This window comes from Nocardia aegles, assembly GCF_052545135.1.
The window spans coordinates 1-14,431 of record NZ_JBQWRI010000023.1 but is presented as its reverse complement, the minus strand read 5'-3'; the positions used below and the strand labels follow the sequence as shown (position 1 = coordinate 14,431).

Here is a 14,431-nt window from a genome sequence, read left to right as displayed (position 1 = left end):
CTCCCTCTTGTGGTCCTCCCTTTCATCCCTTGTGGTTTCCCTTTCCCCTCTTTGGTCCTGCTCTTTTGTTCTTTGTGTTTTGTGTTGTCTCCTGCCCTGCCCGGCCGACACTCTCTATGAACAGCGAAGCCATAGAGAGTGTCGGCCGGGCAGGGCAGGAGGCGGCGCAAAACACCCCAGGTCAAACGCATATTTGGCCTGAGCATGCCGGGACAGTGCCGGGACTTGATATGTCCCGGCACTGTCCCGTCGAAGTCCCGTCAATATCCCGGCACTGTCCCGGCAAGTACGGTGGTCCGGACATAGCCGAAGGCCCGTCAGGCGGGCTGACGGGCCTTCGGCTGTTCAGGTCGATTCGAGCGAGTCCGGGGGGCTGAAGTGGGCAACCTCCGCTGTGTCTATTGATCGTTCTCGTCGGTTGCGCTGGCAGTCCGGGCGCTGAGCGCCGGACGAACGCCGGACTCGATCGTGATGTCGATGAGTTCGAAACCTGCCACAACAAACCTGATGCGTGTGAACCGTGAACTGTCCGGCTCTGGCGGCGGCTCGTACGTCACCGGCTTTGAGATGATCTTCATGTCTGGGTTCCCCTCTCCCTCGAGACACCGGGACGGCGTCGGCTACGGCGATTTCACCGTATGCGCGAACGCCGAAGCTGTTGCGGTTTGGGTAGACACGTTCGCCGAGCCGGAAGTCGAGTCCGGCGGCGGTGAGCATCGCGGCCACCGCGGCGATGGCGTCGGCGTCGCCGGACAGTCGGAGGTTGACCCACGCTGGTCACTGGTGGGCTCCTTCCTGGATGTGTTCCTGGGCCGCGGTGAGAGTGCGGGTCACCGAGGACGAGCTGAGGCTGACGTGCTCGGCGATGCGCGCGTGCGACCAGTTCTGCTCGTGACGCAGGCGCAGAATCTCGGTCACCTTCTCCGGGTCACGCCGCCCAGACGGGTCAGCGCTGCACAGCAGTTCGGCGACCCGTGCCCACCGTTCAACTTCTGCACCGGGCGCCGGTGTGTGGTGCGTAGGGGCTTCGATCGCTGACTGTTCGGCGGTGCGCAGTTCCGGCGGCGCCTGCTGCGCGGTGAGTTCGGTCGAGGTCGACCGGGTCTCGGTGTGGACCTCGCGCACCGAGACGGTGCGTACCGGCTCGGGCCGCTGCACTGGTTCCGGCTCGGTGCGCACCGCCGGTTCGTTACTGGTGTGGTCGGTGCGTGCGAGCACGAGCAGGGCGACGGTGGCCTGTCCGATAGCCCCATCGATGATGAGCGGAAAGAGCCATGCCAGGTGTTCGCTCATCCCGACCTGAATCGACAGCTCCCGCAGGGCGTCGAACGACAACCGGAACGCGCCGACCGCGATAGCGGCGGTAAGTGCGACAACAGCCCAGTAGGCCAGGCGTGCCTTGTTCTGGGCGCGCACGAGCAGCCCGACGCCGTGGGTTGCTGCCAGCAACGCGATCGGCGGGAAACTAGCGACGAACGCCGCGACCGGCTGCTTGCCGTCCGGTGCGTTGATCCATGCGTGGACGAGGTTGCCCGCGATCGACATCGCCGCGACCAACAGCAATTCACCCCAGAAGAACCGGATTGCCGACACCTGCTCGCGGGTCCGTGCACCGGCCTGTGCACTGTCTGGTGCGCTGCGGTGCGCAGCAGGATCGCTGCTGCGCACCACGTCCGCACCGGAGCGGAGTCCGGTCACGACTCACGCACCCTTGCTCGCGGCGGCCGGGGTGTAGACGGCGGTGAACAGCCGCGCCCGCGAGTACTCCGGATCGGGACCGGTGTAGGTGACCGACAGCGTCGCACCGATCTCGAAATCCTCGCTGCCTGCGTTCTCCAGCGCCAGCCCGATGGCCTGTTCCATGCGCCAGGACACGTACAGGTTGCGCGGTCCGGCGCCGCTGTCGAGGGTGACGACGGTCTGCATGACCGGCTGGCCGTCCTCGTCGAGTTCGACCTCACCGGGCGCGCCGCCGAACTTCAACTTGGGTTCCTCGACGGCGGCGACGATGCGGCCGTAGACGGTGCTGCCGGGCTTGCTGGTCTTGGTGAACGCCGCCGCGGGGCGGGCGGCACGGCGGAAACGCTGTCCGAAGGTGTTGGTGCTCATGATGGATGGGGTCCTTCCTGTTGTGGTGTTCAGCGGGCGCGGGTCCGGTCGGGCCGGCCGCGGCTGGTCGTGGGGTGCAGGTCGTGGATGCTGCGCTGGGAGTGGGGCCGGTCGAGGTAGGCGACCGGTTCCAGTTCGTCGAGGTCGTGTCCGGCGTCGAGGTGGTCGCAGAGGTCCTTGCCGTCGCGGGCCTGTAACACCCGGACTTCGCCGACGCGGTCGGCGAGGGATTCGGCGACCTGGGCGGCGTGGCGGTAGCCGGGCCGGTCGCGGTCGGCGACCACGATCACCCGGCCAGCGCCACGCAGCCAGCGCGCGTGGTCGTCGGTCCACTTCCCCGCGCCCATCGCGTTGCACGTCGCGAGCTGCCCGGCCTGGCGGGCTCGCTGCACGTCCTTCTCGCCCTCGCACACGTACAACTCACGCCCGGTGTCGAGCGCTTCGCGCACGTCGCCCAGCTGCCACGGCAGCGGAGCGAAACCGGTATTGACCCACTCGGTTCCGGTCCAGCGCCGCTGGTAGAAGCTCTTGGCGTGCCCGTGCTCGTGCGGGGTGTGCAGACGCACCACCGCGCCCTCGACACGACCGCCCGGCCACCGGTAGACGTAGGTGTCCACCGGCTCGGGCTCCCCGATCTGGGCCCCCAGATCGCGTTTGGCGGGCAGCGGGAACCGAGCTGCGAGGATGGCTTTCTCGACCGGGGAAGCGACGCTGACCGGGCGGGCGGGACGTCCGCCGGCCGCGTGCGGCCGACGAGCAGCACCCTGCTGGTTGGTGCGTTCGGGCAGCCGGTCCCACAGGTCGCGCACCCGTAACCCGATGCGGTCGAGCACGTCCTGGTCGTCGCAGCGGGCCCAGCAGCGGACCATCGTTTTGCCCTGCCGGGGGTCATATCGCACGCCCAGGCTGGGGTTGTGGTGGTGGCCGTCGCCCTCGTGCACCGGGCACAGGTAGTTGGTCCACTGCTGCGGCTCCCGTGGCCACTTGGCCGGACCCACCCGGCGAATCAACGCCGCGGTGACGACCTCGTACGAACGTCCCTGCTGCGGTGGCTGTTCGGTCATTGTCACCGCCCCCGCTCGATCTCGGGCCGTTGGGCGGCGGTGAGGATGCGGGCCTGCTCGATGCTGCGCCGCTGCACCCCGTTCAACGAATCGGCGCCCGGCGAGGACAGCATCCGCCGCACGGCACTGGGCGAGCGCGACCACAAGTCGTGGACATCCTTCAGGTACTTCCACTCCCCCGGATGCGGCCCGTTGCGCCACCCCTGGTCGATCGCTTCTTGCTGGGCGTAGAGGCTGTGGATCTCGGTTTCGCTGGCTCCGGGGCGGTCCCGCAGCCGCGAGAGCCGGTCGACTTCGGTGAATGCTTCGCGCATCGCTTCTTCGTGCTCGATGTGCATGCTCACCGCCCCCGCTCGACCTGTGCGCGGCCCGCTCGGGGTGTGGGCTGTGGGGAGGTGGCGTGGTCGATGTAGCGGCGGGCGGCCTCGCGGACTTTCTCGCTGCTTCGGCCGGCCAGTTGCCCGGCCTGGCGCAGACTGCGGTGCTGAAGGTCGGTGACCCCATCACCGCCGTTGTGGTCGATGTTGTCGAGCAACCGGAACATGGTGTCCGGCGCCTGCCGCCAGTCCGCATAGACATCCGATAGGTAGTTCCAGTGCTCGGCGTGCGGCCCTTCGCCCCACCGCTGATCGGTCTCGCGGCGCTGCGCGACGATGCGGCCGAGGCCGGCATCGGTCGTGCCCGGCCGGTACATGTCACCCAACTGGGTGTAGCGGGCGAACTCGGCGCGCATCGCTTCCTCGTGCTCGCGTTCCATATCACCGGCTCCGCTCGACACCGTTGCGGCCGTCGCCGTTGCGGTCCGGCCGTGGCCAGGACTGGGTGTCCGGACCGGCCTGCTCACGGCCGGTCCCGGCGAGGTCGCGCAGGTAGCTGGCGCGCTTGCCCACCGGGCCGGTGTCGCTGGACTGCCGCCCCGCCTCCGCGGTCGGCTCCGGCGCCGCGCCGTTGCCGGTGCTGCGCTGGCGGTTGCCGTAACGCTCGCGCTCGGGCGTGGACTGCACGAGCTTGCGGACGGCTTCGTCGCGTTCCTGCTTGAACTGGTCCCGCTCGGCGGTCAGCTGCTCGACACCCGGCCGGTCCCGCAACTCGCCGATTTCGGCGGACAGTCGCAGGTTGCGGTTCTTCAACGCCTCGATGTGCCCCTCGGCGGAGTCGAGTTTGCGGCGAATCTCGTCGCGGTCGGCGGTAACCGCATCCAGGCCGCGCTGCAGCAACCCCACCCGGTGATCGAGCCGGTCCCGGTCGGCGGCCATGTCGTTCAACTGGCGCTCCACCTGCGCCAGCCGGTCGACGCCCGCGGTGTCGGGTGGACGTTCGCGGTCGGTGTTCTCCCGCTGCCGGGCGGGCTGTTCGGCCTGCTCGCGATGAACCTGCCCGGACAGCGTCCGCTCCCGCAGCACGGCCTCCCATGCGGCGAGCTGGTCGGCGACAGTCTCGGGGCGGCCATGGTCGACGTATTGCTTCGCGGTGTTGAGGGTGTCGCGGGTCTCGACCGCCAGGGTGGTGCCGTCCGACCACGACGTGCCGCTGATGGTGCGCTGCAACCAGCTGGTCGCGCTGTGCTCGGTGGCGAACGAGCGGGATTCGGTCAGCTTCCCGCCGTCCGGGTCGGTCCACGTCATGTCCGCGGTGTAGCGGTGACGGTGGGCTTGGGCCGCGTCGATCCGCGCCAGCAGCGACTCCTCGGCGTTGGCGCGGCGCGCGGCGTCCAGGCTGTGCTGCCAGCCCTCCCGCTGCACCTCGGCGCGCTGGCGGGCGTTGACCGTCTCACGAGCGACGTGGGCGCGGTAGCGCAGGGCGTCGATGCCGCGGACCTTGTGCGCTTTGGCGAAGAGGTTGCCGACCTCGAAGTGCGGGAAAATCGTCGCCGAGTCCAACCCGTCGAGGGCTATGCCCTGCTCGGTGCGGGTCAGGTGCTCGTTGCCGATGAAGCCGCCCGCCAGGCGGTTGCGGTGCTCGGCCAGCGCGTGAGCGTCGCGGGCGCGCCGGTCATGGTCCACGCGCGGGTCGTTCGCGCGGGCCGCGACCGCTTGGACGTGTACGCGGTAGCGGTCGATAGCCTGGCTGGTCCAGGTCAGCTGATGCTTACGCATCACCTCGGCCTCGCGGCGCTGCTCGCGCAGCGTCCGGCTGATCTGCTTGCGAATCTTGCGGCGCTCCAAGAAGCTACGGGCCTGCGCGTGCAGGCGGGTCAGCTCCGGCAGCGATCGCGCGAACTTGCGGGCCTCGGCGATCATCTCGTCCTCAGGACTACGGTCGGACATGGTGATGGGTTCCTTCCAGTGGGTGTTGTCGGGGCTCATCGGGTCCGCTCGACGCGGTGGCGTCGGCGGTCGAGTTCGTCGGCGGCGGCGTCGGTGAGCTTGAGGCGGGTCGCGTAGCGGCCGCGGGCGCGAGTCAGCCAGATATCGGCGGCGTCCAACTTCTCGTCCGCCATCGCCAGCGCGGTCTCCGCGCCGAGAGCGGCGTCGGCGGGGTCGATCGGATCGCCAAGGGTGTCGACCGCCAACGCATCGGGATGCCGCCGCAGGGCGGCGTACTCGCGCCGGATCTCGCTGATCTCGCGGCGCAGCTGGTACATCCGGTCGTCGACGTCGTGCAGGCGCTCGTACAGATCAGCGGGCGCGGTGCGGATCGGATCGTCGGGAATTGGGTTGGTGCTCAACGGTTTTCCTTCCTTGTAGTGGGTTACTGGGCGGGGGTGGTCGTGGTGGTGCGGTTGGTCTCGTGCTGGGTGCGGGCGCGGTCGATGCGCTCGACCAGGGCGCGCAGCAGCCCGACGATGGCGGTCGCGACGGCGGCGACGGCGTGGCTAACACCGGCGGTGACGGTGCTGATGGCCTGCGGCAGGGGCGGGCGGTGGGCGGCGTTCCACCACAGGTAGGCCACCCACGCGCCGCCGTAGACGGCCAGCGGACCGACTACCAGCGGCCCCTCACCCCATCCGGCGGTCACGGCCGCGCCGACCACAACGGCGGAAGCTGCCGCGGTGCGCCGCGCGGTCTGCGTCCGTGACCGCGCCGGGACCGGCGCCACCGCAGCGGTGGCCTGCTCGGCGGGTTCGGCGTCGAGGTCGGGAACGACGGTCAGCGCGGCCCGGCGCACCGGCCCGGTGTGTCCAGCGGGCCGTTCGGCCTGTGCCGGTGCGGCGGTCGGGGCGGTGTCGAGGTCCGCGATACCGGCCAGCCAGTCCTCGACTTCGTCGGCGAACAGCTCGCCCGCGATCACGGGATCGGTCGGTGTGGCAGCGGGGTCGGGCCGACGCTGGCCCTCGTCGTCGTTGTCGTCGTGGGGTCGGATGATGCGCATAGGGGTTGCCTTTCAAACGGTTTCGGATAAAGCGAGGGGTCAGGCAATCGCGTCGGCGGTGACCGTCTCGGCCTGGGGATCGGGGCGGGTTGTGCCGGGCAGCGGGCGCACGGTGGCGGGGTCGACGGGCACGACGTGCCCGAACTGGGCGCGTCCGGCCTTGGCGTAGACGAACTGACCGGTGTCGAACTGGCGGACACGGTCGGGGTCGACCAGCCACTTCTCACCGACCGACACCTGACCTTCGTCGCCGGTGCGCTGGCCCTTGATCAGGTGCCGCGACGGAAGCATGTGCCGGACCGACCCGAAGTGCTTGCACAGCTCTCCGGCGTTCTCGACATAGCCCAGCAGCACCCCACCCGCGCAGGACTTCAAGATCCGGTCCAGCGCCCACTGATCCCCGGCGACACCCTCGGGGCTCTGGGCGGCGAACAGCACGCTCACCCCTTGGGAGCGGCCCCGCTCGCACACCTCTTCCAGCCCGATCGAGCCCTGGCCGGTGGTCAGCGCGCTCAGCTCGTCGATGATCAAGGTGACGCTGCGACGCTGGTCCTTGGCGGTGCGGGCCGCGCGCTGCATCAGCATCCGCAGAATGGCGGCGACCTGGGCGCGGGCGGCGTCCTTGTCCAGGCCGGGCACGGTCACATACAGCACGTCGAGGTCGTCGAGGTCGACACCGTCGTCGAACACCATCCGCCCGTCCTCACCCTGGAGGCTGTCGAACAGGTTGGATGCCTTGATCAGCATGTCGGCGAGCTGGTCGACCTTCTCCGACTGAAGGGCTTCGACCATCCGCTTCACATCCGGGGCGTTGCCCCACAGATCCAGCAGCGTCTCGGGATTCAAGCGCTTCAGGAACTCCCGGCTCGAGCGGGGCGGCCCGGCCGGGGCATCGACCACGAGGGAGACGATGCGGCGGCGCAGCTCGTCGAAGTGCTGGCCCTCCGACGTCGACGCCTGTCCGGCGTTGAGCATGTCGCCGAGCACCGCGCGCTGGTCGCGGGCGCGCATCGCCCACACATTCAGGCGGGCGCCGTGAGGAACCTCGGCGATGCGGTCGGCCGTGATACCGCGGCGCTGGGCGATCTCGCGCAACTCGTGGCCGAGAACCTTGTCGTCGTTGCCGCCCTTGCAGGACACGACCACCAGCAGCGGGCGCGGGTGCTTGCCCCGCATGCCCGGCACGTCCTTCCACCGCTGCCAGGCGTTCCACTCGTATTCGAGCATCCCGACCGCGTACCGCTTGAGCAGCTCCGTCTTGCCCGACCCAGTCGTGCCGAACGCGGCCATCTGGCGGCGCGCTTCCCTGTGCGGCACCACCATCCACGCCTGATGCCGCGCGGTCAGCTCCGACCACACCCCCAGAGGGTGCGCCGAACGCCGATCCGCCAGCGGCCCCAGCACAATCCCATCCGCCGTGGTGAACGGAGCACCAACCGACCGCGCCGACCGAGCGGCCCCAGCGAACTGCCGCGCCGCCAAAGCTGCCTGCACCCGCTCGGTGCGGCCCAGGTTCTTCAACCCGACCGTGTTGGTCTTGTGCACGAACGACGCCCACCAGTACGTCGCCGCCAACGCGGCCACCGGGGCACCGAGCACGACCATCGTGCGCAGCCCACCCAAATCGCCGTCGGCGACCCGCGCCGCACCCGACCACAACAGGGAAGCGGGCGTGATCCACGATCCGCCGGCCATCGCCGACGCCGCGGGCAGCAGCAGCGACCCGATCGCGAAGTTCCGCAACCGGTGCGGCGCCAGCGGCCACCGCGCCGCGACCGCCACGATCATGACCAGCATCGCCACGACCACGACACCACACACCGTCGCTGTCGAGGCCGCGTCACCGACCGCAGACAACTCCAGCGTCGGCAGATCCCAGCCCTCGACGTGGCGGATCGGCGGGGCTTCCGGCACCAGCGGGCCGCTACCGGCGCCCGGCTCCACTGGCGGCATGTCCGGCTGTCCGGTCGTGGGGACTTGCGGGCTGCCGATGGGGTGGCAGTCCTGGGGAGTGATGATCGGCTGGCAGTTGCTCATGACGCTTCCTGCTGGGAGAGATGAATGAGGTTGCGGCGCCGACGATTCGGGCTCGCCGCCTTGGTGGCCTCGCGCAACTGCGCGTACTTCTCGAGCCACGCGGCCCATTCCACGTCGAAATCGCTGACCACCAGATGCAGTTCCAGCCGTCCGAACTCCTGGTCCGGCAGCCGATCGGAAGCGGCGTTGACGTTGTCGCGGACGGCTCGGGACCGGCACAGGTAGAGCACACCGACCATCGGTTCGACGTCGCTGTCACGGGCGGCGCGGATCGCGCCCCGCAACGCGATGTCCATGTGTTCCGGCTGCTTCTTCGACAGCTCGACCTCCAGCGCCCACCAACCGTGGACACCCTCCCGAACACCGAGAAACCGGCCGTCGTGGATATGGGTGCGCCCCAGTCGCGGCTCGCGACCAGTCGACACCGGGGTCTTCGACTGCGGTCCGCCCTCGGCGGACTGCACACGATGGCGCAGCACCCGCTCCGACACCCACAGCTGCGGATCGGAACCGACCAACATCACCCGCGCCTGCGCCACCGCCCGGTAGTGCTCGGCCAACGCCAACCGCGGACGCCAATCACTGGGCCGCCAACCCAAGAAGCGGGCCGCGGTCACGCGGGTGGGCACCACCCACTTCTCCCCCGCCTGAACCTCCTCCGGCTCGTACACGTCGCCGTCGCGGACGAGGTCGGCGACCAGCGCGTACACGTGGTTGCGCTCCATCCCCAGGAACCAGCCCAACGTGTCCCGCTGCATCCCGTTCATCTCCGACAACGCCGCCAACACCGACGTCTTCCGCGCTGTCGACCGCTGCCGCCGGTCAGGGATGAGAGCCTGAACGGTGGTGCGAGGCAGCCCAACGCGACGCCCGATCTCGGCCTGGCTGAGCCCGCGACCGTGCAATCGCGTGACCTCCCCGAGCGTCACCTCCACCCGACGGGCACGGATGCCCAGAGTGCGGGCGATCTTCTGGTAGCCCATTCCCGAGGCGCGCAACGCGGTGATGGACTCGTCGAGATCCGCGCCGTGACTCTCCTTGTTGTGGTTCATCGGGTTCGCTCCCTTCCCTGCCGCGAGTCGCGGCTGTGACCGGCCGCGCGGCGGCGCTGGGCGATGTCGGTGCGGGCCTGCGCGATGAACTCGCGCATCTCCGTCGCGTCCACCCCTCGCCGCTCCGCGGCCATCGCCGAGCGCGTCCACCGCGCCAGCTGCAATGCCTCCAGCTGCGCTTCGGTCGAGACTCGTTTCGGCACGGCCGATTCCGCGTCGTACAGGTGTGCCTTCAGCGGCCCTCGCGACCCACCCCGCGCCCGCAGCACCTGCGCCTCGTACTCACCACTCGGACTCTTGCCCTCCCGCGCGAGCTGGCGACGGGTCCGCAAATGCTGCGGCGCCAAACCCCACGGCCAGGTCGGAATACCGAACCGGTGGCCGTCTGGATCATGAAAACGGCTGCTCATCGCGACCGCCCCGGACGCTGCGCACGCCGCTGCTCGGCATCCCGTTCGGCGACACGGGCTCGGATCTGGGCCGCCACCTCCGGGCCGTGCCGGTAATCCAGCAGCCGATCCCAGACCGCGCGTTGCTCGGCATGGACCTGCTTGATCGCGTCGGTCTGTGCGATGCGCGACCTCTCGAACGCGATGCCGGTCCAGTCCTTCGCCCGCGAAGACTCGACAGCGCCGTCGAGCATGTCGCTCAACACGCCAAGAGCGGTGTCCAGGCGCTGGAACTCCGCCTCCAACTCCGCGTGCTCGCGGCGACGCTCGTTCTCAGTGCTCATCGCGTTACCACCTGCGACGGCAGCTGCGAACGGGGCACGCACGACCCCGCCGGTTCCGGCGGAACCCCCGCGTTCAGCGGGCGGCAGATGTTCGGCGACGGCACATAGTCCTGCTGATCGATCCACGCCGCCGTGCACCCGCCCATCCCGATGAGCAGCAGCACACCGAACGCGGCCAGCCGCACCATCGGCGGCAACAACCCCAGCGGCGCGAATACCGCACTGGTCCCGGTGAACTCCGGACCAGCCATCGAATGCAACGGGTTATGACCACCACGGCGGTCGAAATGCGTGACCGTGTAGCCCTGAACAGGCGGGTCCTGCCGCCACGGTGTGCTCATCGCCGGGCCTTCCATCGCCTCGACGACCGCCAGAACGCGATCGCGCCCAGCAACATCACCGTGAAACCGACAACCTCAGGCGCGGTCAGCACGAGGTAGCCGACCGCGATAGCGGCAACCGCCAGACCGAACGTCCGCGCTCGCATCAGCACTCACCGTCCTTGCGGTTCCGACCGCGCCGACGGCGGGCCTGCGCCGACTTCAATGCAAGCCGCGTGTAATGAGCCTTCCGAGCTTGATCAGCGCGGTACGCACGCTCCTCCTGGCTCAACAGCCCGTCCGGGTCGACAAGGCGGTCGAACTTGCTTGCCATCGCCGCTCGCGCCTTCGCAGTGCGCGCGGCACGATCGGAGGTCTTCGCCCAGGACTCGTGCGCCGCGATCCGCGCCTGCAATGTCCGCTCAACTGGGGTGCTCATACCGCACCACCGGACTCAACCGGCTGTACCAAGGTGACAACCTCGGCCCGACTGACGTAGAGCACGCGCGATGGGCGACGTCGGTAAGCCTTCAACATGCTGCGGGCGATCCACCGACGAACCGTTGTCGGGTGCACCTCTCCCGCCAGGCTGGCCGCTTGCCGCAAATTGATCAAATCGTCTGGCAGAGAGACGTTCTCGGGGGCGCCGAGTGTGGCGCATGCTGCGCGTTCGCGCTGGTCACTGACCGTCGGCGTTGGGCGCGCGGGATCTACACTTGACATGCTTCAGGGACTCCTATCCATCTGAAGTGCAGAAAGGCTGAAGCGGGCGGCAACCCGCTTTGGTGATGACTCCCCGGCGGCGGCAACCGTCGGGGAGTTTTTGTTGGAGCTGTTGCTGGCCGCTGCCAGCGACAACAAGACAACTGTATATGCACAACTGTGTATGCACAAGAGTCTATGCACAGCTATGCGCGCTCATGGCTCGCAGATGAGACCTGCGGCCGATCGCGTGAGAGCGCGACTGGCCGGATATGCTCCGTGTGCATATACAGCTGTGTAAGATAGAAATGATTTTCAATAACCGAGTGCGCGCGTCTGGAAGGACTCAGCTCATGGCAGAACCTGCATACGTCTCCATCGCAGCGGAGTACGCTCGTCAGATTCGTAGTGGGGCGCTCTCTGCTGGCACCCAGATGCGGAGCCTCAACGAACTGGTCGAACGGCATGGCGTGTCGAAGATCGTCATCATCCAGGCCATACAGTTGCTAGAGCGCCAAGGGCTCGTTCGTACCGTCCCCCGCCGTGGCACCTTCATTACCGACCATCCGAACCTCGTTCGGGTCGCGCCCGAACGGCAGATGGAAGACCCCGAAGACACGTTCACACATGAATCTGACGGGGAGATTCGCATCGAGCGCGAGAGCAAGCATCTTGCATCATCAGAAGAGATTGCCGATGCATTCGCGATCCCAGTTGGGGACGAGGTGCTTCACACAGTCACCCGCGCGACCGAGGACGGCCGGCCAATCTCGATCTCCGACACCTACCAACCGATCGGAGCTCCGGACATCACGGCTGCCACCGTCCTCGAGGAGACCGTGGCCGACCGGATTCCGCTGGCGTCACACGCGACATGGCTCGGCACTCCCGCCGGTGACCTCGTCAAAACGGTTCGCCAGCGGTATCTCGGTCCAGGCGGCGACGTACTGATGCTGTCCGAGATCTCTTATCCCAGGGATCGGTACGACGCATTCGTGTTCCGCATGGAACTCAAGCAACAGCTGAAGCAGTCCCCCACCGAATAGGGCGGTCAAGCGAGGGTCAGCGGCGAACCCAACCTTGTGCTACATCGGCAAGGTTCCACCACGAGACATATTGCGAGTCTTCAGATTCCAGCTTCCACCCTGATGTCAGGGCATCGAAGAAGGCGTCATCGCCAGTCTTGCCGCCCTTGGGTTCGCCGACGAACAGGAGTCGATCGCCTCCGGCGCGGCTGAACTCGTCGAGCGCTTTCGATGCCATCTCATTGCCCCAGCCCGGCGGCCAGCACAGGAACAACACGTGGTCGTTCCGACCTCTAGTTCGCTCAGCGAACGACACAAGATCACTTACAGGACACCAGATATCACGCTGACCAGATGCACTGGGAAACGAGATATTCGCGGTCGCATCCGGCGGTTCGGAGTCGTATGCATCGACGTCTAGACCAGCAGCAGCCAGCTGCGCCGCCCAGTAGCCGCGGCCAGCGCCGAGTTCGACCACGGGCCGACCGGCGCAGAAGTCCGTCATCCAAGCGATCGTCTCCGGCGACGGTATGGCGTAGGCGTAGACCGCTTGCAGAATCGTCTGTGCAAACGCGAGTCGCGCACTGCCCTGCGAGCGCCCGCCATCGACTACCCGACGACCGTCACGGTGGGAAACCGAAGGGGCAACGATATCCCAGTAGGGATTTCGACTCTGAGTGTCGTCTCCGGTCATGTAGTTCACGAATCGAAGGTCGAATGCAGCGTCGGCCTGATCGTCACCACTGCCGGGGATCATCGGCGCCGTGTCCAGGTAGTCGGCCACCTTCGGGTACTCGGCCCGGAGTCGCTGCTCGTCACCGAGTAGCGCTGCCAACTGGTCGCGACGATCTGGAGAGAGGACAAACCCAGTCATGGACTCCATAGTGCCCGCGCAGCCTTGACTGGTGGTGCCGAATGCACGACAGCTGATGCGTTCATTGTTCAAGTCTCACCGAAGTCAAAACACGGCAGCGGACGTCACGCCCATCAGGTGCCTGTACGTCCCTACAGCTTGTCCCCGAGACGTGCTCGGCGGTGGGCTGCTTTTGCACGTTCGTCGGCAACGGACTTGCCGTAGCGATCGAGCATCTGCCTCGACCGCCATCCGGCCAGCATCATCAGGTCCTGCTCCTGGCCGCCATTGGCGAGCCAGTTGTGGGCGAACCAGTGGCGCAGCATGTGCGGGTGAATGTGGTCGATGCCCGCGGCCTCGGCACGGCGTTCCAGCATCTGCCGTATGCCGTGGTCGGTCATCGAACCCTGCCGACCGAGCCACAGCCGGTCGCTCTTCTTCGCGAATTGATGCTGATTGCGGGCGCGCAGGTACCGGCGCAGTGCGATGCGCGTCTTGTCGCCGAACGGTGACGATCGCGGCCGACCGCCCTTGCCTACGACCAATGCGCTGTTCTCCTCGAAGTCGAGATCGTCCAGACTGAGGTTGGCGACCTCGCCGCAGCGACACCCTGTGTCCGCGAACAGGCGGATGATCGCGTTGTCCCGGCGCGAATCGAAGTCGGTTCCGGCGCACTGGTCGAGCAGGGCGCGCAGGGATTCGAGACTCGGGACTGGCACGAGCTTGTCCGGAGCGTCCGGCAGACTCAACCTGTCGAACGGGTTGGAGTCGATGATCTCCTCGGCCGCAAGGTATTTGAAGAACTGTTGAAGGCTCCGGTACTGGCTGCGCGCATACTGCGGGGACAGCGGCTCACCGGTGCGGCGGTTCGTCCTCGACAGCAGTGTCTCGATGTACCCGCCGATGTGATCACGGGTGATCTCGGGCGCGTCCGTCGGCAGAGCTTCAGAGATCAGGTAATCGGCGAAGTAGCCGATGTGGACCAAGTAGACATCGATGGTCTTCTTGGCGCGGTTCTTGCGCCGCAGCTCGGTCGCGAAGTCGTCGGCCAGCTCGCGGATATCGTCCAGCGAAGTGCTCCCCATCCCACGATGCTACAGCCATAATCTATTCGTGGACGAGCGCTGTTCTAGATCGAAACCTCTCCAGAAAAACAAAAACCCCCTGCTCAGAGGGGGTTTGTGGGGCGGGCGGGGCTCGAACCCGCGACCAATGGATTATGAG

At 67.6% G+C, this 14,431-nt stretch carries 19 protein-coding genes; 1 reads left to right on the top strand and 18 read right to left on the bottom strand.

Annotation, left to right across the window (positions count from 1 at the left end; translation table 11 throughout):
• Positions 1-398: 398 nt before the first annotated feature.
• From ACT89H_RS29125 to ACT89H_RS29050, 16 genes are all read right to left on the bottom strand, one after another.
• Positions 399-578, bottom strand: coding sequence for a hypothetical protein (locus ACT89H_RS29125; RefSeq protein WP_445111874.1), 180 nt, complete (start codon positions 576-578; stop codon positions 399-401).
• Positions 579-777: 199 nt separating this feature from the next.
• Entirely contained in the window at positions 778-1,698 is a 921-nt protein-coding gene (locus ACT89H_RS29120) for a DUF2637 domain-containing protein (RefSeq protein WP_445111873.1), read from the bottom strand.
• Positions 1,699-1,701: 3 nt separating this feature from the next.
• A complete protein-coding gene (locus ACT89H_RS29115) occupies positions 1,702-2,109 on the bottom strand; it encodes a hypothetical protein (protein ID WP_445111872.1) in 408 nt (135 codons plus the stop codon).
• A gap of 29 nt (positions 2,110-2,138) precedes the next feature.
• Positions 2,139-3,173 carry a toprim domain-containing protein gene (locus ACT89H_RS29110; protein ID WP_445111871.1) on the bottom strand — a complete coding sequence of 345 codons (1,035 nt, stop codon included), beginning with the start codon at positions 3,171-3,173 and terminating at the stop codon, positions 2,139-2,141.
• A gap of 2 nt (positions 3,174-3,175) precedes the next feature.
• Positions 3,176-3,517 (bottom strand): hypothetical protein, encoded by a 342-nt coding sequence (locus tag ACT89H_RS29105; RefSeq protein ID WP_445111870.1) that lies wholly within the window; start codon positions 3,515-3,517, stop codon positions 3,176-3,178.
• Positions 3,514-3,930 carry a hypothetical protein gene (locus tag ACT89H_RS29100; RefSeq protein ID WP_445111869.1) on the bottom strand — a complete coding sequence of 139 codons (417 nt, stop codon included), beginning with the start codon at positions 3,928-3,930 and terminating at the stop codon, positions 3,514-3,516. The genes ACT89H_RS29105 and ACT89H_RS29100 overlap by 4 nt, the downstream gene beginning before the upstream one ends.
• A gap of 1 nt (position 3,931) precedes the next feature.
• Positions 3,932-5,440 carry a hypothetical protein gene (locus tag ACT89H_RS29095; protein WP_445111868.1) on the bottom strand — a complete coding sequence of 503 codons (1,509 nt, stop codon included), beginning with the start codon at positions 5,438-5,440 and terminating at the stop codon, positions 3,932-3,934.
• A 35-nt stretch (positions 5,441-5,475) separates the two neighbouring features.
• On the bottom strand, positions 5,476-5,841 hold the full coding sequence (locus tag ACT89H_RS29090) for a hypothetical protein (RefSeq protein ID WP_445111867.1): 366 nt from the start codon (positions 5,839-5,841) through the stop codon (positions 5,476-5,478).
• 23 nt (positions 5,842-5,864) lie between these two features.
• Positions 5,865-6,485, bottom strand: a complete 621-nt coding sequence (locus tag ACT89H_RS29085; RefSeq protein WP_445111866.1) for a hypothetical protein — start codon at positions 6,483-6,485, stop codon at positions 5,865-5,867.
• A 39-nt stretch (positions 6,486-6,524) separates the two neighbouring features.
• The gene (locus ACT89H_RS29080) at positions 6,525-8,522 is read right to left on the bottom strand and encodes a type IV secretory system conjugative DNA transfer family protein (RefSeq protein WP_445111865.1); all 1,998 of its coding nucleotides are present in this window, start codon (positions 8,520-8,522) and stop codon (positions 6,525-6,527) included.
• Positions 8,519-9,574 carry a hypothetical protein gene (locus ACT89H_RS29075; RefSeq protein WP_445111864.1) on the bottom strand — a complete coding sequence of 352 codons (1,056 nt, stop codon included), beginning with the start codon at positions 9,572-9,574 and terminating at the stop codon, positions 8,519-8,521. The genes ACT89H_RS29080 and ACT89H_RS29075 overlap by 4 nt, the downstream gene beginning before the upstream one ends.
• Positions 9,571-9,984 carry a hypothetical protein gene (locus ACT89H_RS29070; protein WP_445111863.1) on the bottom strand — a complete coding sequence of 138 codons (414 nt, stop codon included), beginning with the start codon at positions 9,982-9,984 and terminating at the stop codon, positions 9,571-9,573. The genes ACT89H_RS29075 and ACT89H_RS29070 overlap by 4 nt, the downstream gene beginning before the upstream one ends.
• A complete protein-coding gene (locus tag ACT89H_RS29065) occupies positions 9,981-10,307 on the bottom strand; it encodes a hypothetical protein (protein WP_445111862.1) in 327 nt (108 codons plus the stop codon). Before ACT89H_RS29065 ends, ACT89H_RS29070 begins: the two co-directional genes overlap by 4 nt.
• Positions 10,304-10,648, bottom strand: coding sequence for a hypothetical protein (locus ACT89H_RS29060; protein ID WP_445111861.1), 345 nt, complete (start codon positions 10,646-10,648; stop codon positions 10,304-10,306). Before ACT89H_RS29060 ends, ACT89H_RS29065 begins: the two co-directional genes overlap by 4 nt.
• Positions 10,645-10,800, bottom strand: a complete 156-nt coding sequence (locus ACT89H_RS29055) for a hypothetical protein (protein WP_445111860.1) — start codon at positions 10,798-10,800, stop codon at positions 10,645-10,647. The genes ACT89H_RS29060 and ACT89H_RS29055 overlap by 4 nt, the downstream gene beginning before the upstream one ends.
• A complete protein-coding gene (locus ACT89H_RS29050; RefSeq protein ID WP_445111859.1) occupies positions 10,794-11,066 on the bottom strand; it encodes a hypothetical protein in 273 nt (90 codons plus the stop codon). The genes ACT89H_RS29055 and ACT89H_RS29050 overlap by 7 nt, the downstream gene beginning before the upstream one ends.
• Before the next feature lie 616 nt (positions 11,067-11,682).
• Between ACT89H_RS29050 and ACT89H_RS29045 the strand changes: the two genes are divergently transcribed.
• Entirely contained in the window at positions 11,683-12,375 is a 693-nt protein-coding gene (locus tag ACT89H_RS29045; RefSeq protein WP_445111858.1) for a GntR family transcriptional regulator, read from the top strand.
• A gap of 16 nt (positions 12,376-12,391) precedes the next feature.
• Here ACT89H_RS29045 and ACT89H_RS29040 read toward each other — a convergent pair whose 3' ends face one another.
• The gene (locus ACT89H_RS29040; RefSeq protein ID WP_445111857.1) at positions 12,392-13,228 is read right to left on the bottom strand and encodes a hypothetical protein; all 837 of its coding nucleotides are present in this window, start codon (positions 13,226-13,228) and stop codon (positions 12,392-12,394) included.
• Positions 13,229-13,359: 131 nt separating this feature from the next.
• Positions 13,360-14,292: a tyrosine-type recombinase/integrase gene (locus tag ACT89H_RS29035; protein ID WP_445111856.1), complete on the bottom strand. Its 933-nt coding sequence runs from the start codon at positions 14,290-14,292 to the stop codon at positions 13,360-13,362.
• Between the last annotated feature and the right edge of the window lie 139 nt (positions 14,293-14,431).